Genomic DNA, 23921 nt, shown 5'->3' with positions numbered 1-23921 from the left:
CGCAGCGGCCCCCCCGGGGGGCAGGGAGCTACACGCAGTGAGCGACCGTGGGGGCTTTTTTCTTTTCAAGCAGGGGCCGCGGGTCCGGCTTTGCCGGCCCGCAGGCGCAGCGGCCCCCTCGGGGGGCAGGGAGCTACACGCAGTGAGCGACCGTGGGGGCAACATCAGCCCGGGATTTTTTCGAGGCAGTAGCCGAGTCCGCGTACGGTGGCGATGCGCACCGGGCCCTTTTCAATCTTCTTGCGCAGCCGGTGGATATACACCTCGATCGCGTTGTTGCTGACTTCCTCGCCCCATTCGCAGAGGCGCTCGACCAGTTGGTCTTTGCTGACGAGGCGGCCGGCGCGCTGCAGCAGCACTTCCAGCAGGCCCAGTTCGCGGGCCGACAGTTCCAGCATCTGGCCGTCGATGGTGGCCACGCGGCCCGCCTGGTCATACACCAGCGGGCCGTGCTTGATGGTGCTGCTGGCGCCGCCCATGCCGCGGCGTATCAGGGCACGCACGCGGGCTTCGAGCTCCTGCAGGGAAAAGGGTTTGGCCATGTAATCGTCGGCGCCGTAGTCCAGGCCTTTGACGCGTTCTTCCACGCTGTCAGCGGCGGTGAGGATGAGCACCGGCATGGCCGAGCCGCGGGCGCGCAGGCGCTTGAGCACCTCCAGCCCGTGCATGCGCGGCAGGCCCAGGTCCAGGATGAGCAGGTCGAACTCGGTGTTGGTCATCAGGGCGGCATCCGCCTCGGTGCCGCTGGCCACGTGGTCGGCCGCCGCACCGGAGGCTCGCAGCGTACGCAGCAAACCATCGGCCAGGACCTGGTCATCTTCTGCAATCAGGATACGCATGCTGGTCTCCGGAGGTCAGGGCGGCAGCGGCTGCGTGCCCGTCGTTGTTATGTCTCTGCCCGAATTTTAGGCGCTGTGATCCTTTGCGGGCAGATCATTTATGCGAGTGAGCCTGGAGGCCGGTATCCCTCCAAGCAGGGGCCGCGGGTCCGGCTCTGCTCGCCCGCAGGCGCAGCGGCCCCTCGGGGGTAGGGAGTTGCGCGAAGCGAACGACCGTGGGGGCCGGTATCCCCAAGCAGGGGCCGCGGGTCCGGCTCCGCCGGCCCGCAGGCGCAGCGGCCCCCTCGGGGGGCAGGGCGCTACACGAAGTGAGCAACCGTGGGGGCCCTACTTTAGCCAGCATAGGCCTCCAGCCCCAGTGCGACCACCGTAGCCACGTCGGTGCCCACGGCCTGGCGGAACTCAGCTTCCGCTTGCGCGACGGCTGTGCGAAAGGCCTGCAGCCAGAGCAGGCCCGATTCGGTGAACATCACGATGCGGGCGCGTTTGTCGTAAGGGTCGGGCACGCGGGTGACCAGCCCCCAGGCCTCGCACTGGTCCACCAGGTCGCCCATGGCCTGCTTGCTCATGCCGGCGCTCTGTGCCAGGTCGGTCAGACGCGAGCCGCCGACTGCCAGGTGGCGGGTGATGTGGATATGCGCCGCACCCACCTGCGCGCGCGCAGCGAGGTTGGACAGGGCCAATGGCACATCGACATTGCGGGCCATCAGCACCAGCACGCGTTCGTCAAAACGCCGCAAGGCGTGGCCGAGCAGACGGCCAAGATGGGTAAGGCGCCAGTTTTCCTCGTCAGCGGGGGCGCCGCCGGACGCGTGAGCAGGGGAGGAATTCATGCGGAAATGATAAGCCCAGTTGATCAGGCAAACTGACTAAAAACATGGTTTACTTATTTATATGACAGCCATAAAGTACTGGTCATGTACCCAGCACTGTGATTAAAAGCAGATCTAGGGTTCGAAGTTAAAAGTTTCCCCTTACTGACATTCAAGGAGTTTTCCATGGACCTGCCGAACAAGACCAACCCCGCCCTGAACACCGAAAAAGCCAAGGCGCTGCAGGCTGCGCTGGCCCAGATCGAGAAACAATTCGGCAAGGGCACCATCATGAAACTGGGCGCCGGCGAGGTGATCGAGGACATCCAGGTGGTGTCCACCGGCTCACTGGGCCTGGACATCGCGCTCGGCGTCGGCGGCTTGCCGCGCGGCCGGGTGGTTGAAATCTACGGCCCGGAATCGTCCGGCAAAACCACGCTGACCCTGCAGGTGATTGCCGAAATGCAGAAACTCGGCGGCACTTGCGCCTTTGTGGACGCTGAGCACGCGCTGGACATCCAGTACGCCCAGAAACTCGGCGTGAACCTGCAGGAACTGCTGATTTCCCAGCCCGACACCGGCGAACAGGCCCTGGAAATCGTTGACTCGCTGACCCGCTCCGGTGCGGTGGACCTGATCGTGGTTGACTCGGTGGCGGCGCTGACGCCCAAGGCCGAGCTCGAAGGCGAAATGGGCGACTCCCTGCCCGGCCTGCAGGCCCGCCTGATGAGCCAGGCACTGCGCAAGCTAACGGCCCACATCAAGAAGGCCAACTGCATGGTCATCTTCATCAACCAGATTCGCATGAAGATCGGCGTGATGTTTGGCTCGCCCGAAACCACCACCGGCGGCAACGCGCTGAAGTTCTACGCCTCGGTGCGCCTGGATATTCGCCGTATCGGCTCCATCAAGAAGGGTGAAGAGGTGGTCGGCAACGAAACCCGGGTCAAGGTGGTCAAAAACAAGGTGGCCTCACCGTTCAAGATGGCGGAGTTCGACATCCTCTACGGGGAAGGCATCAGCCGCCTGGGCGAGGTGCTGGACCTCGGCGTGGCTGGCCACATTGTTGAAAAAGCCGGCGCCTGGTACGCCTTCAACGGCGAAAAAATCGGCCAGGGCCGCGACAACTCGCGCGAATTCCTGAAAGAAAACCCGGACCTCGCGATGGAAATCGAAAACAAGGTGCGCGAGTCGCTGGGCATTCCGCTGATTCAGGAGGCCGTGGGCGGCAAGCCGGACAAGGCAGAGAAGGCCGAAAAAGCGGAAAAAGCCGACAAACCCGAGAAGGCGCCCAAAGTCGTTGCTGCTTGACGGGTTGGGGCTGCTTGTGCCGAATTTCGCATCAGATAGGCCTCCAGACCTTATGTATCAAGCGCCAGCAGCTATCAAAATAGAAGCAATTGGTTGATGAATCAGCGTATGACATCAGGCAAACCTGCAGCGGCTCCCGGCTTCGGCCTGTCCCTGAAGGGTCGGGCCTTGCGCTACCTGGCGGCGCGCGAGCATTCGCGCGCCGAGCTGGAACGCAAGCTGGCAGCGCATGCTGAGTCGCCGCAGCAGCTGGTTCAGGTCCTGGATGAGCTGCAGGCCAAGGACTTCATCAGCGAAGCACGGGTGGTGGAGTCGGTGATCAACCGGCGCGCCGGACGTTTCGGTGCCGCGCGCATCCGCCACGAGCTGCAGGGCAAGGGTCTGGCGCCCGAAGCGGTGGCCGAAGCGGTTAACGGCCTGAAGGCCAGCGAGGTCGAGCGGGCCCGCGAGGTCTGGCGCAGGAAGTTTGGCGAGCCGGCAACAGACGCCGCGGCGCGTGGCAAGCAGATGCGTTTTCTGGCCGCGCGCGGGTTCGGCGCTGACGCGATTCGCCGCGTGGTGTCGCAGGCTGAGGACTGAGCCCCCACGTTCGCTCACTCCGTGTAGCTTTCTGCCCCCCGAGGGGGCGCTGCGCCTGCAGCCCGGCGAAGCCGGTTCTGCGGCCCCGACTGGTTGGGAAGTTCTCGCCTATAAACCGAGCATGAGTTCCAGGTTTTGCACCGCAGCGCCGGAAGCGCCCTTGCCCAGGTTGTCCAGCCGCGCAATCAGCACGGCATGGCGAAACTCTTCGTTGCCGAAGACCCGCAGTTCCATCTTGTTGGTGTCGTTCAGCGCGAGCGCATCGATGGATGTGCTGTCCCCGACCGGTTCTACTGTGACCCAGGGGCTGCCCGCATAGTGGCGTGCCAGCACGTCCTGCAGCTGCGCCGCCGTCGGCCGCCCAGGCAGCAAATCCAGGTGCAGCGGCAGCTGTACCAGCATGCCTTGCTTGAAGTTGCCGACGGATGGCGTGAACACGGGCCGGCGTGTCAGACCCGTGTAACGCATGATTTCCGGTAGGTGCTTGTGCTTGAGGTTCAGTCCGTAGATCTGGTAGGCCGGCGCCTTGCCGGATTCGTAGTCTTCAATCATGCTGCGCCCACCGCCGGAGTAGCCGCTGACGGCCGGAATGGCCAGCGGATAGTCCTTGGGCAACAGACCGGCATCAATCAGCGGGCGGATCAGCGCAATCGCGCCAGTGGAATAACAACCCGGGTTCGCCACACGATCAGCCCCCGCGACGGCATCACGCTGGCCGGGGGTGAGTTCAGGGAAACCGAAGACCCAGCCCGGCGCGGTGCGGTGCGCGGTGGAGGCGTCAATGACTTTGGGGCCTTTGTTGCCGCTGACACGTGCCAGGTCGTCGATCATGGCCACCGACTCGCGCGCTGCGTCGTCGTGCAGGCAGAGCACCACCAGGTCGACCGTGCCCATCAGCGTACGCTTGGCCGCAGCATCCTTGCGCAATTCGGGCGCAATGCTGACCAGCTCAATAGCGGGCATGGCTTGCAGGCGTTCCCGGATCTGCAGACCCGTGGTTCCCGCTTCGCCGTCGATAAATACCTTGGCCATCTGGCTTTTCCCGTGGAAAGTGCTTATAAGGGCGGCGTCAGCCGCGCACAAGAATTGTGCATCGCAACATGATACAGTTCTGCGCTGCTGCCTGCAGTGATCGAAGGCGTTACATTTTGGTGAATTCTGCGAAATGTCGCAGATACACATCAACTCCTGTGAACGCCCCTTTTTACCGACTCCTGGAAGTAATTTCATGAAAATTCACGAGTACCAAGGCAAGGAAATCTTGCGCAACTTTGGTGTCCCTACGCCGCGCGGCATTCCCGCGTTTACCGTGCAAGAAGCTGTTGAAGCTGCACAGAAATTGGGCGGACCGGTTTGGGTGGTGAAGGCCCAGATCCATGCTGGTGGCCGAGGCAAGGGAGGCGGTGTCAAGGTCGCCAAGACCATCGACGATGTCAAGCGCATCGCCGGTGAAATCCTCGGCATGCAGCTGAAGACGCATCAGACCGGCCCTGAAGGCCAGAAAGTCCGCCGCCTCTATATTGAAGACGGCGCTGACATCCAGAAAGAGTATTACGTTTCTGCTGTGACCGACCGCGAGTCGCAAAAGGTGGCCTTCATCGCTTCCAGCGAAGGCGGCATGGACATCGAAGAGGTGGCCCATTCGAACCCCGAAAAAATCATCAAGGTGTTTGTCGACCCCCTGGTCGGCATGACCGACGCGCAGGCCAAGGAAATTGCGTCCGGCATTGGCATGCCTGCTGATTCCGTGGCGCAAACCGTCGATATCCTGCAAAAGCTCTACAAGTGCTACATGGAGACCGACGCGTCGCTGGTAGAAATCAACCCGCTGAACCGCAACAGCAAGGGCGAAGTCATGGCCCTGGACGCGAAGTTCAACTTTGACGCCAACGCCTTGTTCCGCCACCCCGAGATCGTCGCCTACCGCGACCTGGACGAAGAAGACCCGGCCGAAGTCGAAGCCAGCAAGTTTGACCTGGCCTACATCAGCCTGGACGGCAACATCGGCTGCCTGGTCAACGGTGCCGGTCTGGCCATGGCCACCATGGACACCATCAAGCTGTTCGGCGGCGAGCCGGCCAACTTCCTGGACGTGGGCGGCGGCGCTACGGCCGAGAAAGTCACCGAAGCCTTCAAGATCATGCTGAAGAACCCCGATGTCAAAGGCATCCTGGTCAACATTTTCGGCGGCATCATGAAGTGCGACACGATTGCCGACGGTGTGATCACCGCCTGCAAGGCCGTGAACCTCTCGGTTCCGCTGGTCGTGCGCATGAAGGGCACCAACGAAGACCTGGGCAAGAAGATGCTGGCCGACTCCGGTTTGCCCATCATCGCCGCAGACACCATGGCCGAAGCCGCGACCAAAATCGTCGCCGCTGTCAAATAAGCCCGGAGCCAAGAACATGTCCATCTACATCAACAAAAACACCAAAGTCATCACGCAGGGTATTACCGGCAAGACCGGCCAGTTCCACACCCGCATGTGCCGCGACTACGCGAATGGCAAAGAATGCTTTGTCGCTGGCGTGAACCCCAAGAAAGCCGGCGAAGACTTCGAAGGCATCCCGATTTTTGCCAACGTGACGGAAGCCGCCAAAGCCACCGGCGCCACGGTGTCGGTGATTTACGTGCCACCCGCAGGCGCTGCCGCCGCCATTTGGGAGGCTGTTGAAGCCAATCTCGATCTGGCCATCTGCATCACCGAAGGCATCCCTGTCCGTGACATGCTGGAAGTGCGCAACCGCATGAAGGCCAAGGAAGCCGCCGGTGGCAAGAAAACCCTGCTGCTGGGCCCCAACTGCCCCGGCCTGATCACGCCTGAAGAAATCAAGATCGGCATCATGCCCGGCCACATCCACCGCAAGGGCCGTATCGGTGTGGTCAGCCGTTCGGGCACGCTGACTTATGAGGCGGTGGCACAGTTGACCGAAATCGGCCTGGGCCAGTCCAGCGCCGTTGGCATTGGCGGCGACCCGATCAACGGCTTGAAGCATATCGACGTAATGCGCGCCTTCAATGACGACCCGGACACCGATGCGGTCATCATGATTGGCGAAATCGGCGGTCCGGACGAGGCCGAAGCGGCCATCTGGTGCAAGGCGAACATGAAAAAGCCTATCGTCGGCTTCATCGCCGGTGTGACGGCCCCGGCCGGCAAACGCATGGGCCATGCTGGTGCGCTGATTTCCGGCGGTGCTGACACGGCGGACGCCAAGCTGGCCATCATGGAAGAGTGCGGCTTTACCGTGACGCGAAACCCGTCCGAAATGGCCAAGCTGCTCAAGGCACTGCTCTGAGATCCAAGCGCACCAGCGTTTCGAGAAATCTTGACTGCGGTCAAGCGCGTAAGCAGTAATACCAATCGTGGCAGCCGCGTTGCGGCTTAGACTCATCAAAAACAAAAAAGCGCTTTCCCGGCGCTTTTTTAATTCATAACAGGAGCTAGTCATGATTTTCGAAATGGACTTGACGTCCCCCATTTTCTGGAGCGCTTTCGGCTCCATCCTGCTGGCGAACATCGTCCTGTCCGGTGATAACGCCGTGGTGATCGCGATGGCGGCCAGAACACTGCAGCCCGCGCAGCGGAACAAGGCCATTTTCTGGGGCAGCGCCGCCGCCATTGTGATGCGGATCGTCCTGACCATTGTCGCGATCCAGCTCCTCACGCTCCCGTACCTGAAAATCATTGGCGCCATCCTGCTGGTGTATATCGGCGTGGACCTGCTTAACGGGGACGACGAAGGCGAGGGCGAGGGCAAGGAGATCAGTGGCATGGCTGCAGCCATTCGCACCATCCTGATCGCCGACCTGGTAATGAGTCTCGACAATGTGCTGGCCGTGGCTGCGGCTGCCAAAGGCAATCTACCGCTGCTCATCATGGGTCTGCTGGTCAGTATTCCGCTGATCATTTTTGGCGCCACCTTGTTGACCAAGGTCATGGAGCGTTTTCCCATCATCATCACCATCGGTGCCGCGCTGCTGGGCTTTCTGGCTGGTGAAATGCTGCTAACAGATCCGGCGGTCGTCACTCAATTCGGGGTGATAGGTGACCAGATCGTGACAATCGGCGGAATCCTGGGCGCCGCGCTGGTGGTGGCTTTGGGTACATACATGCAAAAACGACGCAGCCGGAGCCCCGCGCCGGAAGCCTGAAGTCCCGCTGCCGGCCGCCCCGTTCGGGGCTCCCGGCCCCCTACTACCGGTCTTCAGGCTGGAGAGTGGCGCTGGCGGCGCCAAATTGCAACACAAGCCAGGGGCGGTGTGCAAAAGTCCCTTGTCCGGGTTCAAAGCGTCTGTTAATGTCCACAGACAGTGGATTTGTAACCGGCTTGTAACGCTCGCCGGGTGACAAGTGCGCAAAAAAGAAACCGGTGCAGTAGCCTGCGCCGGGCGAACCAGGACAAAGGCGGGACGGACGTGGCCACATCATCAAGTAAGCGCAAACAGTTCTGGCGAGCCGACTGGTTTGTGGGCGTCCTGGTGGTGCTGGCCGTGCTGGTTCTGCACAGCGCGACAGATTTTTTTGGCACGCTGGAGCGCCGCTATTACGACTTTGCGAGCACCAGCACGTCGCGCCAGCCTTCAGATCGCATTGCGATCATTGCCATTGATGACCAGAGCATTGCCAATATCGGCCGCTGGCCCTGGCCGCGGGACATTCACGCACAATTGATTGATCAGCTGGCGGGGGCCAAGGCCAAGACGATTGCGCACACGGCCTTTTTCTTTGAGCCGCAGACCGACCGAGGCCTGGTGTTCATCCGGAAAATGAAAGAAGCGCTGGGGCCTGCTGCCAGTCCTGCGAATGCGTCTGGGGCGGATGCTGCTGTAGCCCAAAATGGCCTCAGTGAACAGCTCGCCAAGGTGATCGCCGAGGCGGAGATTGCACTCGACACGGATGCCAAGCTGGCTACAAGCATGGGCAAGGCGGGAAATGTCCTTGTACCTTCTGTATTTGCGCTGGGAGAACCCCAAGGCAAGGCTGACAGCCCCTTGCCCGCGTACGCGCTCAAAAGTGCCGTGGACGAGCCTAACGGTTTCTCTCTGCCTGCCGTGCGCGGGCAGCAGCCGATCGAAATCATTGGGAACAGCGCAGCGGGGGTGGCCCATTTGAATCAACTTCCTGATGTAGATGGCGCGGTGCGGCAAGAGCCCCTGTTGATTAACTATTACGGCAAGGCGGTTCCCTCGATGGGGCTGCTTGCGGCCGCCATGAGCTTGAACCTGACCGCGTCGGATATCAAGCTCAATGGCGGCGAGTCGGTCCAGCTTGGCAAGCTGCGCATAAGGACCGACGAGGCAGCGCTGATGTTGCCGCAGTTTTACAAAGGGCGTGATGGCAGGCCTGCTTTTGCCGTTGATTCGTTTTACGATGTGTTGTCCGGAAAAATTCCAGCAGCCAAATACGCCGGCAAGATCGTCATCATCGGCGCCACGGCAGCCGGGGTCGGTACGCAGTTTCCGACACCCGCTGGCCCCGGGCTTTCACCTGCGGAAACGATTGCCCATATCACTTCAAGCATCCTCAGCGAGCACTTTATTGTGCAGCCCTCCTGGGGAATTTGGGCCACGCTGGGCGTGCTGATCATCGTTGCGGCTTACTTGATTGCGGGTTTGCCTCGTCTTTCCGCCGGCAAGGCGGCCGTGGTGACGCTTCTGTTGTTCGTCGTGCTGCTGGTGATCGAATTCGGCTTGTTATCGGCAGCGGCGACCTGGCTCAAGCTGGTGTTTCCCGCGGCGCTGCTGGTCATCGGCCATCTGGCGCTCACAACAAAACGTTTCCTCATGACCGAGGCCGGCAAGCTCAAGTCTGACGAAGAATCGGCCGAGACCAATCGCATGATGGGCCTGGCGCTGCAGGGCCAGGGCCAGCTGGACATGGCCTTCGACCGTTTCCGCCGTGTCCCTTTCACGGATGCGCTGATGGACAACATGAACAACCTGGCGCTCGATTTCGAGCGCAAACGGCAGTTCAACAAGGCCCAGGCGGTTTACGAATACATGGCCAGCTACAACAAGAACCACAAGGATTTGCAGTCCAAGTTGAACCGCGCGAAAAATCTGTCGGAAACAGTCATTCTGGGCGGCGGTGGTGCGCATCCCGGCGGCACCATGCTGCTTGATGGCGGTGGGGTCGAAAAACCCATGCTGGGCCGATACCAAGTCGAGAAGGAGCTGGGCAAGGGCGCGATGGGTGTCGTTTATCTGGGCAAAGATCCCAAAATCGGACGAGTGGTGGCCATCAAGACCATGGCTTTGAGCCAGGAGTTCGAAGGTGACGAGCTGACGGATGCCCGTGAGCGCTTCTTCCGCGAGGCCGAAACGGCAGGCCGCCTGCAGCATCAGAACATCGTGACCATCTTCGATGCCGGGGAAGAACACGACCTTGCCTATATCGCCATGGAGTTCCTCAAAGGCAAAGACCTGGTTGACGTCACCAAAGACGGACAGCTCTTGCCCATTGCAAAGGTGTTGTCCATCGTGGCGCGTGTGGCGGAAGCATTGGCGTACGCGCACAAGCAAAACGTGGTGCACCGCGACATCAAGCCGGCCAACATCATGTATGACTCCGACAGTGACGTCGTCAAGGTGACCGACTTCGGCATCGCGCGCATCACCGACTCGAGCAAAACCAAAACCGGTCTGGTGCTTGGCACCCCGAGCTTCATGTCGCCCGAGCAGATTGCCGGCAAGAAAGTCGATGGGCGCTCGGACCTGTATTCCCTGGGCGTGATGCTGTTCCAGATGCTGGCTGGTGTGCTGCCTTTCCGTGGCGACTCGATGGCAGAACTGATGTACAAAATTGCCAACGAACCCGCACCGGATATTCGCATCATCCGCCAGGCACTGTCGCCGCGTCTTGCGGAGATCGTGGCATTGTCCTTGGGCAAGGGGCCGGAAACACGCTACCAGGACGGTGAGAAGTTTGCGGCTGATTTGCGGCTGGCGATGACCGAGCTGTCCGGCCAGGGGGTTCCCACTGCAGTCTCTTCGATGGCGGCGTCAGGCCCCCAAATCAGCGAAAAGACGGTGGCGTTTGCAGCCGGCGACAATCCTTCTTTTGAAAAAACAATTGCAGCCCGTTCTCCGCTGGATCCCCCCACAGGCGACGACGCTACAAATTTGAAACCATAACAAGAATACGATGATTTACGAGATTTGCACTCAGACCGATCCCGGCCTAATGCGGGACAACAACGAAGATTCCGTCACATTTGACGTGGTTACGAATCTGTGCATTTTGGCCGACGGCATGGGTGGTTATAACGCAGGGGAAATTGCCAGTGGCATGGCGACTGCATTTATCAAATCCGAATTGGGGCGCTGGCTGTCACAGGCAGGCAGGCACGCCAACGGCAAGGAAGTGCGGCGCGCCATGGAGATCTGCGTGGAAAACGCCAACCATTCCATTTTTAACGCCGCCAACTCCAACCCGCAGTATTCAGGCATGGGCACCACGCTGGTAGTGGGGGTCTTTCAGAACACCCGCCTGATGCTGGGTCACATCGGTGATTCGCGCTGTTATCGCTGGCGCAATGGCCAGCTTGAGCAGATCACCAAAGACCATTCCCTGCTGCAGGAGCAGATTGATGCGGGACTGATTACCCCGGAACAGGCGCTGACATCGGTCAACAAAAACCTGGTGACGCGGGCTTTGGGGGTGGAGGACGCTGTGTTGCTGGAAGTCAACGAACACCGGGTTGAGCTGGGTGATATTTACCTGATGTGCTCTGATGGCCTGTCTGACATGATCAGTGATGGGGCGATTGCGGCTATTCTATCGGGGTCGAAGTCGCTGGACCAAACGGCCCGGCAACTTGTCGTGGCGGCCAATGACGGCGGCGGGCGAGATAATATTTCGGTATTGCTCACGCAAGCCAAGGAAGCCACGGTCAAACGCGGGCTGCTGTCCAGAATGCTGGGGAAGTAAGCGGATTGACTGCGAAATTAAAAACAGACAGGAGTCGGCCATGCCGAAAATGATCGTCTCTATTGACGGCGTTGTGATCAAAGAGGTTCAGCTCACCAAGGACCGCACGTCCCTGGGGCGCCGTCCTTACAACGACATTGTCATTGACAACCTGGCCGTCAGCGGTGAGCACGCCGTTCTGCAAATGTCGGGCAACGAGGTTTTTGTTGAAGATTTGAACAGTACCAACGGTACCTATCTCAACGGCAAAGCTGTGAAAAAGCAGCAGCTCAACAACGGCGACACGGTTGAAATTGGCAAGTACAAGATCAAGTATGTCAACGAGGTTGCGAGTGCTGGTTTCGAAAAAACCATGATCATCAAGGCTGGCTCTGTTGCTCCGGCAGGACCGGCCGCCCCACAGGCAGCGGCCTCCAGCGGCGATGCCGCCGGTGGCGCCAATGCGGCCATCAAGGTCATGTCTGGCGCCGCCGCTGGCCGGGAGGTTGCCCTTGTCAAGGTCGTCACCACCATCGGAAAGCCCGGCGTGGCAGTTGCCGCCATCACCAAGCGGCCCCATGGGTTTGTGGTGGCGCACGTGGAGGGCGATAACAAGCCCACCCTGAATGGAGCGCCCATTGGCGTGGAGCCGGTGCCACTGAAAAATGGCGATATGCTGGAGTTGGCCGGCACCCAAATGCAGTTCGTGCAACGCTGACCAAGCGGTTTTCCAGTCACTGACCGGAAAACCACTTCCAATCGCGGCTCTTCAAGAGGCCTTATGCGACTTTTTTCCCGGCATTGGCCTCGCATTGCCGTCACCCTGATCCCGCTGGTACTGGCCTTGCTGCATGCCAGCGGTGCGGTTCGCATCGATGTTTTGCAGCGGCTTGACGACATTCTTTACGATGCGCGGCTTCGTGCCACCATGCCCCGGACGCTGGACGAACGCATTGTCATCGTCGATATTGATGAAAAAAGCCTGGCCGAAGTAGGCCGCTGGCCGTGGGGGCGTGACAAGCTGGCCGCTCTGGTGAGCGAATTGCTGGACGGGCAAAAAGCTGCGTTGCTGGGCTTCGACGTGGTTTTTGCGGAGGCAGACGAGAGTTCCGGGCTGAAACGCCTCAAGCAACTGGCCCAGAACGAGCTAAAGGACTTGCCGGCGTTTACAGAAAAGCTGGGGCAGTTGCAAGGCAGCCTTGACTACGATGCCGTATTTGCGAAGTCCGTGGAGAAACGGCCCGTGGTTCTGGGGTATTACTTCACCAGCGACCGGGATGGCCGGGTGAACGGCGTTTTGCCGCCACCGGTGATGACCCGGGAAGCGCTCAAGGGGCGACCCATCAAGTTCACCACCTGGAACGGCTTCGGTGCAAACATTGAGCAAATCGCCCACGCCGCGCCTATGGGAGGATTCTTCAACTCGATCACAGAGGGTGATGGCGTTGTGCGCTCGCTTCCCTTGCTGGCTGAATACAAGGGCCAGTATTACGAGTCACTGTCGCTGGCGATGTTTCGCATGCTGATGGGTTTGCCCGATGTTGAGCCTGGGTTCCCCCAGGAAAAATTCCTGACGCGCAACTACCAGGGGCTGGAAAGCATTCTGCTGAGGCAGGGCAACAAGACGCTGGCCATTCCGGTGGACGACCGGGTGGCCACTCTGGTGCCGTTTCGTGGACCGGGAGGCGCCGGCGGTGGATCTTATCGGTATATTTCCGCGTCCGACGTGCTGGCTCACAAGGTGGCGCCGGGTCAGCTGAAGGACAAAATCGTTCTGCTGGGCACCACGGCTCCAGGTTTGCTCGACTTGCGGGTCACGCCTGTCGGCGAAACCTACCCCGGCGTTGAAACCCATGCCAATGTGATATCCGGGTTTCTCGACGGCAAGGTATTTGTCAAGCCGGACTATGCCGTCGGCTTTGAAGTGGTGGTTCTGGTTCTGTCAGGATTGACCTTGGCCTTCGCGTTGCCGATGCTCTCTGCGCCCAAAGCTGTTGCAACCAGCGTCGCGGTAATTTTCGTGCTGTCAGGCCTCAACTTCTGGCTGTATTCGGCGTATGGCCTGGTCCTGCCCCTGGCTACAGCATTGGTGATGGCGTTGACTGCTTTTGCCTTGAACATGAGTTATGGCTATTTTGTGGAGAGCCGTTCGAAACGGGAGCTGGCCAATCTGTTTGGCACCTATGTACCGCCCGAGCTGGTCGATGAAATGGTCAAAGACCCCGACAGCTACAGCATGAAAGCGTCGGCCAAAGAGTTGACCGTGATGTTCTGTGACATGCGCGGCTTTACCCGGATGTCGGAAACCATGGAGCCTACGCAGCTCCAGGCGCTGCTTAACAGTGTTTTCAGCAGGCTGACAGACCAGATTCGCAGTAATCGCGGCACCATCGACAAATACATGGGTGACTGCGTGATGGCTTTCTGGGGTGCACCGGTGGACACGCCTGAACATGCCGGGCTGGCCGTTAAAACCTCATTGGAGATGGTGCAGGCAGTGCGCCAGCTGAACGAAGAACACCGAGCCAAAGGTTTGCCCGAGATTGGCATTGGCATCGGGCTGAACACCGGCAGCATGTGTGTGGGTGATATGGGTTCGGACATTCGTCGCAGCTACACGGTGATCGGCGACGCGGTCAACCTGGGCTCCCGTCTGGAAGGGCTTTGTAAAACCTATGGTGTCGATACAGTCGTCAGCGAATCCACCCGTCACCTTGCCGCTGAATTTGCATGGCAGGAACTCGATAAGGTCCGTGTCAAGGGCAAGGACCAGGCGGTGGCCATTTTCTCTCCGGTAGCGCTTTCGGGGCAGCTCGACAAGCAAGCGGCCGGCGAGCTCAAGGAGTGGGCTCTTGCCCTGAAGGCCTACCGCGACCAGGAATGGGACGATTGCGACGTGCATTTACTCAATTTACAGCGCATGAATGCGCAAAAGTACCTTTACCGGCTGTACGCGGAGCGTGTAGCCTCCATGAGATTGCTGCCCTTTGACCCCGAATGGGATGGGGCAACCAACTTCGAAACCAAATGACACAGCCTGCCGGCGCACCAAGCCAAAAAAGACCATGAAAGTACGCGTACTGGGCTGTTCAGGAGCCATTGCCAAAGGCTGCCGGACCACATCTTTTCTGCTTGATCACGATGTGCTGGTTGATGCCGGAACCGGCGTTGGCGATCTCACCTTGGACGAGATGCGCGGTATCGATCATGTCTTGCTGACTCACTCCCACCTTGACCACGTGGCGGCCTTGCCTTTGATGGTGGATGCGATTGCAGCGCAGCGGACAAGCCCGATCCGGATTCATGCCTTGCAAGGGACCATCGATGCGTTGAGGGCGCATATTTTCAACAATACCATCTGGCCCGATTTCTCGAGAATCCCAACGCCGGAAGCACCCTTTGTGAGTTTTCATCCGCTCACCATCGGCCAGACATTGCTGCTGGCAGGTAAATACGTGGAGGTGTTGCCCGCCGTTCATACGGTGCCGGCCGTCGGTTATGCGGTGGCGACAGGTTCCGGCTGCTGGGTGTTCACCGGCGACACAGAGCGCAACCCAGCCCTCTGGGACCGAATCAACCAGCTTAATGTCGCGATGCTGGTGATTGAAACCGCGTTCAGCAACCGGGAGCGGGATCTGGCCAGACGCAGCTTGCATCTCTCGCCACATGCATTGGCCAGTGAACTGGACTGCATCGACAAGGGAAAAAACTACCCGATTTACATCACCCACACCAAGCCGGCGGAAACCGATCTGATCATGGCCGAGATACAGCGCTTCGACCAGACAGCACCTTTTGGTCCTAACGTTACCCACGACATACGGTGGTTACGCGCGGGGCAGGAGTTTGAACTATGAATGCGCTTGTGCAGCGAGACCACGAGGACGAGTTCTTTGACTCGCAAATGCTTCCTCCCCAGGAAAGGGGGGTGACTTTTGAGGCGCTCTATTTCCGCCAGCTGCAACTGGTCACCAACCGCATTCACGAAACGGAGAACATTGACCAGATCATGCTGGAAGCTAGCCAGGATATCTGCAAGCTGTTCAATGCGGACCGGTTGACCTTGTATGCGGTCAATGAAGACCGCACCTCCATCATCTCCAAGGTCAAGACTGGCTTGAATACCAGCCGCGACCTGAAACTGCCAATCAGCACACAAAGCATTGCCGGCTACGTGGCGCAGTCAAAGCAAATGCTCAACATCGCCGATGTTTATGACGACGAGGCGCTCAAGAAGATTCACCCAAACCTGAGCTTCCTGCAGGAAGTGGACAAACGCTCCGGCTATCGCACCAAGCAGATGCTGGTGGCGCCGGTGATGGACGGCAACACGCTTTATGGCGTGCTTCAGGTCATCAACAACCGCAGTGACCAGCCTTTTGCAAAGCTCGAAGAAGACGGCGCGCAACAACTGTGCAAGACACTGGGCATCGCCATACGCCAGCGCATGCAGAAGTCCGAAGAGGGGCAGCGACGCAGGGCAACCAAGTACGACGGCCTGGTGGCGGAAGGGGTGCTGACGCAGGACGAGCTGCAGCAGTGCATCCAGAAAGCGCGCGAGGAGGTGCAGTCTGTCGAGCATTTGTTGATGGCTGACTATCACATCCGTCCGGTGCAGATCGGTGCATCGCTTGCCAAGTTTTTTGGTGTCCCCTACGAGGCTTTCAACGCGGGCCGCATACGCTCGGAAATGCTGCATGGCCTGCTCAAGCGGGATTTTGTGGAGCAGCAGGCATGGATGCCGCTTGAGGAAACGCCGGACGGGCTGGTCATTATGTGTGTGGACCCGGAAGCGGTCCGCGGTGCGCGTGTGGTGCCGCAAGTCTTTTCAAAAATCGGCAAATTCTCGTATTGCGTAACGACGCAAACCGAGTTCGACGAAACCCTGGCCCAGTTGTTTGGCTCGGGCAATGAAGGCGGCTCCATCGACGAGCTGCTGGCCGACATGGACTCGCCGCTCGAGAACGATGCTAATGACGATTCAGCCCTGGAATCGGCTGCGGCCGACAACGAGCTGGTCAAGTTCGTCAACAAGGTCATCATTGACGCCTACAAGCAGAAGGCGTCCGACATCCACATCGAGCCGATGCCGGGAAAGGCCAAGACCGGCATCCGTTTCCGTATTGACGGCACCTTGCTGCCTTACATCGAAGTACCGGCCCAGTTTCGCCAGGCCATGGTCACGCGGCTGAAGATCATGTGCGATCTGGACATTTCCGAAAAGCGCAAGCCGCAGGACGGAAAAATCAAGTTCAAGAAATATGGCCCGCTCGACATCGAGTTGCGTGTCGCCACCATTCCGTCAGCGGGAGGCGTCGAGGATGTGGTGATGCGGATTCTCGCCGCAGGGGAGCCAATACCGCTTGAAAAGCTGGGCCTGACTGCCCACAACAAGGAGCGGCTGGAAAAAACCGTTTCCAAGCCCTACGGCCTCTTTTATGTTTGTGGCCCGACAGGTTCTGGCAAGACGACCACACTGCATTCCATTCTGAAGTTTTTGAATACGCCAGACACCAAAATCTGGACGGCCGAAGATCCCGTGGAGATCACGCAAAAAGGCCTGCGTCAGGTTCAGATCAATAAAAAAGCGGGTATTGATTTTGCGCTGGTCATGCGTGCTTTTCTGCGCGCCGACCCGGACATCATCATGGTGGGTGAGTCCCGAGACAAGGAAACGGTCTCCATGGGTGTGGAAGCTTCGCTGACAGGCCATATGGTGTTTTCCACGCTGCATACCAATTCAGCGCCGGAATCCATCACCCGCCTGCTCGACATGGGCATGGACCCATTTAACTTTGCTGATGCCTTGCTCGGCATCCTGGCGCAGCGCCTGGCGAAAAAGCTGTGCGATTGCAAAGAGGCCTACCAGCCGACCGCGCAGGAGGTCAAGGACTTCGTCAAGGAGTATTCCGAAGAGCTGCGGAGTACGGATGCCTGGAAGACCGATCCTGGTGGTGAAGCGCAGAAGCTGCTGGACGATTGGACAGAGCGATACGGCAAGGATGGCCAACTCACCATGTACCGGGCGGTAGGATGCGACAAATGCAACCAGACCGGCTACAAGGGCCGTATCGGCTTGCACGAGCTGATGATTGCCGACGATGCGGCTAAAAAATTGATTCAGGAGCGGGCCAGGGTTGCCGAGCTGTTTTCTTCGGCGGTAAACAGCGGCATGCACACGCTCAAAATGGACGGTATGGAAAAAGTTCTGATGGGATTGACTGACTTGAAGATGGTCCGGTCGGTGTGTATCAAGTAAAGTCAACAATGGACGGATCGCGGTAGCAGGGCGCGCCGACCTTATGCCGGTGGGTTGTCATCGCCACGAAAAAAAATGGAAAGCGAAGTGCGTTAAATCCATTTGCGGCCGTTTGCGTAGTCGACCTGGAAGCGAATTTTTCAGGAGAAAACCTTGTCAGTATTATCAAGTTTGCTTGGGGACTTATTTTCGCGGAACAGTCCACTGGGTGCGTCGCACCATTCTTCTAGTTCGGCAGAAAAAATAGTCGAATTTGGTCGTGAGATGCTGACTGCTGGCGACATATCGGGTGCCGAGAGCATGTGCCTCAAAGCGCTTACTTTGGTTCCTGAACATGAACCGGCCCGCCAGTTACAAATCGATATCGAATTCGTTCAATGCCTTGCAACAGTTGACCACCGCTTTCCGGGACCCCACTATCTGGATTGGCTGGCCTGGTTCCATCAGACCCTTGCGCCCGAAAGCTATCTGGAAATTGGTGTTGAATCTGGGCAGTCCTTGCAGTTCGCCGCCGCCCCGACGCGAACGGTGGGGGTGGACCCGGAAATCAGAATTGTTTACCCTCAGAAAAACTGGGTGAAGCTCTTTAAATTGACCAGCGATCAATTCTTTGCCACTCAAGATATTCAACAGGTGTTTGGACTAGAGACTATCCGCCTGTCTTTTATAGATGGACTGCACACGTTCGACCAAGCGTTGAAAGATTTTATCAATGTAGAGCGCTTCTCGAATGCGGCATCTGTAGTCCTATTCCATGATATTTTCCCGGTGGTTCCGGCCACGGCGCAGAGAGATCGAATTACGAAGTTTTGGGTGGGCGATACCTGGAAGGTCATGTGGATATTGTTGAAATATCGTCCAGAGCTCAATATTTTCACGATACCATCCGGTCCAAGCGGACTTGGCGTGATCACGGGGTTAAATCCCCATTCGGACGTTCTCCAAAGCGGATTTGACCGGATTTGTCGAGAAGCCATGGCTCTTGATCTTGAGAGTTTCATTGCAGATATGGGAACATTTTTGCATGTAGTTGAAAATGATTTTGAAGGGGTGGCAAACCGTTTGGCTAATATATGAAATAGCGGGCTGCCATCACCTATGGCATTCGGTAAAACTCCAACGATATTTAAGGACACCTGTGTTCTCATTTTTTGACGCACGTTCAGCCAAGAAGTTTGGCGCTCAGATGGCCCAGTTCTACATCGCAGCAATGCCCCTGAACATGAATTTGAAAGAAAAGCAGTTTGCCGTGAAATCGCTGAAAACAATGGAAAAAATGAGCCTGCTGATTGGATCCTACAAGCAGCAGAACAAACTCAATATTTACAAAGTGGCCCAGATGGGAAATGCCTTTAAGTGGGCGTTGAAGGATGCGGCTTATGAGGATGATTACGTTGATAAATTGACGCAATGGTTTGTCGTCACGGTGAAAACATGATTTCTTCTGCCTTGCTGAGTCAATACCCGGATTACCCATGCTTAAATGGTTGGCAACAAAGTTCGAAGCACGCCGAGCCGGTCTGCAGTCACGCCTGGAAGGTTCTTTGCAGCCTTCGATGGGCACCAGCCAGCAGATCAGCTCAGCAGAATGGCGTAAGCGCGGTAATGCGCATCTCGACGCCGGCCGGCTGAACGAAGCCGCGGAGTGCTACCGCAGCGGAATGGCGATCAGTCCTGATGACGCGATCTGTTATTCCAACCTTGGGTATGTTCTGGGGGAGCAGGGACGTTCAACAGAGTCGCAGGAAATGCTGCTTAAGGCGGTGAAGCTCAACCCCGCGGATTTCGATGCCTACTACTTGCTGGGCAACCTGGCACGGGCGAGGGGTGAATTGTTGCAAGCTGTCGTGAGTTATCGCAGGGCGCTGGATATCCGTCCCGATTTCGACATTTGCCGACGTGGTCTTTGTGTTTTGCTGGCGCAGACAGGCCGAACCCGCGAGGCCCGCCTTGTGTTGGAGCAAGGTCCGGCCTTCCCTGAGAACACCGTTGACTTCTATTACTTCAGGGGCAATCTGCATCTCGCCGAGGATGAACTTGACGACGCCATCAAGAATTTTCTCCGCGCCGCGCATTTGCAGCCTCGAGACTCCTCCATTCTTATCAATTTGGGAGTGGCGCAACTCAGGAAGCGTGATGTTTTTTCTGCAATAGACACTTATCGCGGTATCCTGGAGTTTGAGCCTGGCAATGTGCAGGCGCATGCCAATATCGCGGCCGCCTTCCAGCTGAGTGGTCAGTTGGACCTTGCCATTCAGAGTTACAGACATGCTTTGAAAATCAACCCTGAGTATTTGAACGCGCATCAAAACCTGCTGTACGCACTGACTTATGTGCCAGATTTTCCGCCCGCCGAGTATCTGCTCGAGGCGCGACGATACGGCACTAGAATCACCGCGCGCGCCAAAGCCTATTCGCGGTGGCTTTGCCCGGCACTGACGGAAGTGGCCCGCCCCTTGCGTGTGGGATTCATCTCGGGTGACTTGCGGACCCATCCTGTAGGCCTGTTTCTTGAAAGCATTTTGGCAAGGATTGACCCTGCCAAGTTGACACTCGTTGCCTATTCGAACTCTACGACGGTCGATGTTCTGTCTGAACGGCTCAGGGCCCAGTTCGCAGAATGGAACCTGGTTTCCGCGATGCCGGACGAAGCGCTGGCCAGAAAAATTCACGGTGACAGCATCGATATTCTTGTCGATCTTTCTGGGCACACCGAGTTCAATCGGCTGCCCGTTTTTGCGTGGAAGGCCGCACCTCTGCAGGCTTCATGGCTCGGCTACTGGGCGAGCACTGGTGTTGAGGAAATCGATTACATCCTTGTCGACGACATCGCTGTGCCGAAATCAGAGGTGCAGTTTTTCTCAGAAAAAATCTGGTACTTGCCGGATACCCGTTTTTGCCTGAGTCCGCCCGCTACCGCCCAGCCTGTTGAAATACAAGAGCTACCCGCCCTGCGCAACGGGCGTATCACGTTCGGCTCATTTCAGATACTGAACAAGATCAGTGATCGCACCCTGGCACTCTGGGCTCGAATTCTTGCGCGCGCCCCATCGGCGCGGTTTCGTCTTCAAAGCTTGCCACTGTCCTACCCCGAAGCCATTGCCAACATGCGCCGGCGATTGGCTGCTGTCAACATTGATCCTGACCAGGTGGACCTCCACGGCGGAGTTTCACGGGAAGACTATCTGGCTTCATACTCAGAAGTTGACATTGTTCTGGACACGTTTCCGTTTCCGGGGGGAACCACGACCGCCGAGGCTTTGTGGATGGGTGTGCCGACAGTCACACTCACCGGCAGCTCACTCCTGGCGCGCCAGGGAGAAAGCCTTCTGCGTTGCGTGGGGTTGGGGGACTGGGTTGCAGCCAACGAACAGGAGTACGTCGATATAGCCCTGGCGAAGGTGGGTGACCTGAAGAAGTTGGGAGAATTAAGGGCCACCCTTCGTTCCCGTGCGCTCAATTCGCCGCTTTTCGATGCCGCTAGGTTTGCGCGACATCTGGAAGATGCCTTCACGGGCATGGCTTGTGCCAAGATCCTCAGGAATTGAACTACCCTGTTGACAAACCAGATCGGCAGAAAAGACGCCGCCGGCAGGAGAGGGGGGGGGTGACAAAAATGTCTCTTTCCGTGTCCGTCGCCGCAGAAATTGTCAATTTTGGTCTTGTTTGAGCGTCGCAGATGAGTCTTTGGGCTCGTTTTCGGGGCTTGGATCGGTTGGCATGAACCCTGCTCATCACAAGTGCCAGTTTTTCAACCAAGGAGTTTTTATATGAAGCGTTCCATGCAACAGGGTTTTACCCTGATCGAATTGATGATCGTTGTGGCGATCATCGGTATTTTGGCGGCCGTGGCATTGCCCGCGTATCAGGACTACACCGTCCGTGCGAAAGTCAGTGAGGTCGTTTTGGCGGCTTCTGGCGGAAAGACCGCAGTTGCCGAGGCCTTTCAGACTTTGGGGCACATGCCTTCTCTTGGTTCGGAGGGCATAACGAATCAAAACTCTCCGTTTGTGGCGACTGTTATCTACAGCACCACGGCGACCAATGTGGGCATCATCACTGCAACGGCGTCAGCTAAAGAACCCAAAGTTTCTGGAAGCACCATTGTCCTGACCGGAACGGCCAACGGAGACGGCGTGGTGGCATGGGTTTGCACCGGCACCATCGATCCAAAATACAAGCCTGCCAACTGCCGTTAATTTTTCAAAACTTCATTTTCTGTTGTTAAAAAAGCTCCGCTTGTGCGGAGCTTTTTTTTTGCTGTTGCCGAGGTGCATTTGATGTCTTTGAGACGTTTGTTGGTACTTCTGATTTTGTTTTTGGTCGCCTTGTGCCTGCTTGTCGCTATAACCTATTGGGCGGGGATACGCGGGACTTTTATATTTGATGATTTTTCAAACATCGTCAATAACCCATCATTGCGGCTATTTGATGGGTCGCTGTCATCCCTGATGGCGGCAGCGACCAGTGGGACGTCAAGCCCCTTGGGCCGGCCCTTGAGCATGGCCAGTTTTGCCTTGAATTTCTTTTTCTTTGGAGGCGCTCCCTTTTCGTTCAAGCTGACCAATCTGCTCATTCATATTGCGAATGCGCTGCTGGTTTTCGGGCTGGTTAGGCAGTTGTTACGCCGCTTGGGTGACGACACAGGCACCAGCCAGTCGTTGGCGTTGGCAGCAGGGATAACGGCAGCGTGGGCATTGCACCCTATGAACGCAACGCCAGTGTTGCTCATTGTTCAGCGCATGACGAGCCTGTCCGCCTTTTTCATTCTTTCTGCACTGTCACTCTACCTGTATGGAAGGCACGCAAAAAACAAGTTGGGCTTCCTTGCAATTGCGACAAGCCTTCTGGTGTGCTGGCCAGCGGCGATTCTTTCAAAAGAAACCGGGTTGTTACTGCCGATTTACATCTTCCTGTGCGAATGGCAACTGCTTGGCACTTTCCGGTCTATTTCCATAAAAGCGAAGTGGCTGAGCTTGTCCGTGATTGGTGGCCTGGGTGCCGCAGTATGTTGGGGAAATTGGACTTTCATCACTGCCGGTTATGGCGTGCGGGACTATGATCTTTTGGAACGACTCATGACGGAGGCCAGAGTTCTCTGGTTCTATATTCGACAGCTGCTGTTGCCCGCGCCCGATCTCTTTGCCCTGTTTCACGATGACATTCCGGTTTCACGAGGGCTGCTTGCTCCGTCTGAAACACTCTTTGCGATCATGGCTTGGATAGGCGTCACAGCCCTCGCCTTCCACCAGCGCGCACGCAGCCCGCTATTTGCATTTGCCGTGTTCTGGTTCTTGGCGTCCCATTTGTTGGAATCGACCGTATTGCCATTGGAAATCGCCTATGAGCACCGTAATTATGTGGCGTCGATCGGGATATTCCTGTGGCTTGGTCGCCTGTTGCTGCCTGTTCAGACAAATGTGCAATGGCTTATTCCCCGGTTGGTGCTGGCGGCCGCCTTTGTTTTTTTCTGTGGCCTTGTGACAAGCATGCGTTCATTGCAATGGGCGGACGAATTCCAGCGTACTCAGATGGAAGCAAGCAATCACCCTGATTCCGCACGGGCCAACTATCACGCCGCCACGGTCGCTATGCAGAGAACATATGAATTGGGTGGTGGCAACCCGGTCGCTTATCAAATGGTGCAGTTCTATTTCAAGCGCGCGGGAGAGCTTGACACGAGCAGCAAAGCCCCTCTGATTGGCTTGTTATACCTCGACTGCGCCGCTGGTTTGCCACAGAATGCTGTTATTCAGTCGCAGTTGCGCGAGCGATTTTCTTCCGCACGATTTTCCTTTGGTGACCGCGCTGTTGTGCATAGTCTGTCGGCGCTATTGGTTGAAAATCGCCTGTGCTTGGACGACCAGGAAGTCAAAAAACTCATCGAAGCGGGCCTCTCGAACCCGCTGGCAGATGGTTTGATGCGTGGCATGATCAACGCTGTGGCAATGGATTATGCGGCAGCAAAAATGCGGTCAATTCCCCTTGCCTTGACGTATGCCCAAGCCGCTGTGGCGAGTGATCCGGGTAATGTCGCATTCCGTGTCAACCTCATTCACCTCTATATCCAGTCCAATAAATTCAATGAAGCGCGCCGGGAATATATGATTCTTGCGAGCAGGTCGCTTTCAGCGCGTGACAGACCAGGCGTGGACGGACTGAAGAACCTATTTGATGCGATGGGAAAAAATGCGAACAGACACTGACAG

General features: G+C 57.6%; 19 protein-coding genes. 16 read left to right on the top strand and 3 right to left on the bottom strand.

Features of this window, described 5'->3' with window-relative positions:
- Positions 1 to 164: 164 nt before the first annotated feature.
- Together ABI660_RS04070 and ABI660_RS04065 are read right to left on the bottom strand one after the other, a co-directional pair.
- A complete protein-coding gene (locus ABI660_RS04070) occupies positions 165 to 839 on the bottom strand; it encodes a response regulator transcription factor (RefSeq protein ID WP_096666079.1) in 675 nt (224 codons plus the stop codon).
- 332 nt (positions 840 to 1171) lie between these two features.
- Positions 1172 to 1672 carry a MarR family transcriptional regulator gene (locus ABI660_RS04065; RefSeq protein WP_348065209.1) on the bottom strand — a complete coding sequence of 167 codons (501 nt, stop codon included), beginning with the start codon at positions 1670 to 1672 and terminating at the stop codon, positions 1172 to 1174.
- Positions 1673 to 1837: 165 nt separating this feature from the next.
- Here ABI660_RS04065 and recA point away from each other — a divergent pair, with 165 nt between their 5' ends.
- Together recA and recX are read left to right on the top strand one after the other, a co-directional pair.
- Positions 1838 to 2962, top strand: a complete 1125-nt coding sequence (recA, locus tag ABI660_RS04060; RefSeq protein ID WP_348065207.1) for a recombinase RecA — start codon at positions 1838 to 1840, stop codon at positions 2960 to 2962.
- Positions 2963 to 3070: 108 nt separating this feature from the next.
- On the top strand, positions 3071 to 3541 hold the full coding sequence (recX, locus tag ABI660_RS04055) for a recombination regulator RecX (protein ID WP_348065205.1): 471 nt from the start codon (positions 3071 to 3073) through the stop codon (positions 3539 to 3541).
- 108 nt (positions 3542 to 3649) lie between these two features.
- Here recX and argC read toward each other — a convergent pair whose 3' ends face one another.
- Positions 3650 to 4573 (bottom strand): N-acetyl-gamma-glutamyl-phosphate reductase, encoded by a 924-nt coding sequence (gene argC / locus ABI660_RS04050; RefSeq protein ID WP_348065203.1) that lies wholly within the window; start codon positions 4571 to 4573, stop codon positions 3650 to 3652.
- A 196-nt stretch (positions 4574 to 4769) separates the two neighbouring features.
- Between argC and sucC the strand changes: the two genes are divergently transcribed.
- From sucC to ABI660_RS03980, 14 genes are all read left to right on the top strand, one after another.
- Entirely contained in the window at positions 4770 to 5930 is a 1161-nt protein-coding gene (gene sucC, locus ABI660_RS04045; protein WP_348065201.1) for an ADP-forming succinate--CoA ligase subunit beta, read from the top strand.
- Between the two features lie 16 nt (positions 5931 to 5946).
- A complete protein-coding gene (gene sucD / locus ABI660_RS04040; RefSeq protein ID WP_300511977.1) occupies positions 5947 to 6840 on the top strand; it encodes a succinate--CoA ligase subunit alpha in 894 nt (297 codons plus the stop codon).
- A gap of 163 nt (positions 6841 to 7003) precedes the next feature.
- Complete coding sequence (locus ABI660_RS04035) at positions 7004 to 7696, top strand: TerC family protein (RefSeq protein WP_348065215.1); 693 nt, start codon at positions 7004 to 7006, stop codon at positions 7694 to 7696.
- Between the two features lie 264 nt (positions 7697 to 7960).
- Entirely contained in the window at positions 7961 to 10678 is a 2718-nt protein-coding gene (locus tag ABI660_RS04030) for a serine/threonine-protein kinase (RefSeq protein WP_348065199.1), read from the top strand.
- Between the two features lie 10 nt (positions 10679 to 10688).
- Positions 10689 to 11474: a Stp1/IreP family PP2C-type Ser/Thr phosphatase gene (locus tag ABI660_RS04025; protein WP_348065197.1), complete on the top strand. Its 786-nt coding sequence runs from the start codon at positions 10689 to 10691 to the stop codon at positions 11472 to 11474.
- 40 nt (positions 11475 to 11514) lie between these two features.
- On the top strand, positions 11515 to 12171 hold the full coding sequence (locus ABI660_RS04020) for an FHA domain-containing protein (protein ID WP_348065195.1): 657 nt from the start codon (positions 11515 to 11517) through the stop codon (positions 12169 to 12171).
- 63 nt (positions 12172 to 12234) lie between these two features.
- Positions 12235 to 14484, top strand: a complete 2250-nt coding sequence (locus ABI660_RS04015) for an adenylate/guanylate cyclase domain-containing protein (protein WP_348065193.1) — start codon at positions 12235 to 12237, stop codon at positions 14482 to 14484.
- A 34-nt stretch (positions 14485 to 14518) separates the two neighbouring features.
- Positions 14519 to 15310: a 3',5'-cyclic-nucleotide phosphodiesterase gene (locus tag ABI660_RS04010; protein WP_348065191.1), complete on the top strand. Its 792-nt coding sequence runs from the start codon at positions 14519 to 14521 to the stop codon at positions 15308 to 15310.
- The gene (locus ABI660_RS04005; RefSeq protein ID WP_348065189.1) at positions 15307 to 17712 is read left to right on the top strand and encodes an ATPase, T2SS/T4P/T4SS family; all 2406 of its coding nucleotides are present in this window, start codon (positions 15307 to 15309) and stop codon (positions 17710 to 17712) included. Before ABI660_RS04010 ends, ABI660_RS04005 begins: the two co-directional genes overlap by 4 nt.
- Before the next feature lie 153 nt (positions 17713 to 17865).
- Positions 17866 to 18789, top strand: coding sequence for a class I SAM-dependent methyltransferase (locus ABI660_RS04000; protein WP_348065187.1), 924 nt, complete (start codon positions 17866 to 17868; stop codon positions 18787 to 18789).
- 61 nt (positions 18790 to 18850) lie between these two features.
- Positions 18851 to 19150 carry a hypothetical protein gene (locus ABI660_RS03995; protein WP_348065185.1) on the top strand — a complete coding sequence of 100 codons (300 nt, stop codon included), beginning with the start codon at positions 18851 to 18853 and terminating at the stop codon, positions 19148 to 19150.
- Between the two features lie 37 nt (positions 19151 to 19187).
- Entirely contained in the window at positions 19188 to 21260 is a 2073-nt protein-coding gene (locus ABI660_RS03990; protein ID WP_348065183.1) for a tetratricopeptide repeat protein, read from the top strand.
- A gap of 222 nt (positions 21261 to 21482) precedes the next feature.
- The gene (locus ABI660_RS03985) at positions 21483 to 21911 is read left to right on the top strand and encodes a pilin (RefSeq protein ID WP_348065181.1); all 429 of its coding nucleotides are present in this window, start codon (positions 21483 to 21485) and stop codon (positions 21909 to 21911) included.
- 81 nt (positions 21912 to 21992) lie between these two features.
- Positions 21993 to 23918, top strand: a complete 1926-nt coding sequence (locus ABI660_RS03980) for a tetratricopeptide repeat protein (RefSeq protein ID WP_348065179.1) — start codon at positions 21993 to 21995, stop codon at positions 23916 to 23918.
- Positions 23919 to 23921 lie beyond the last annotated feature (3 nt).

This window comes from Polaromonas sp., from assembly GCF_039930745.1.
GTDB lineage: Bacteria > Pseudomonadota > Gammaproteobacteria > Burkholderiales > Burkholderiaceae_C > Polaromonas.
Note: the sequence above shows the minus strand (reverse complement) of the source record. Positions and strands in the feature narration are given on the sequence as shown.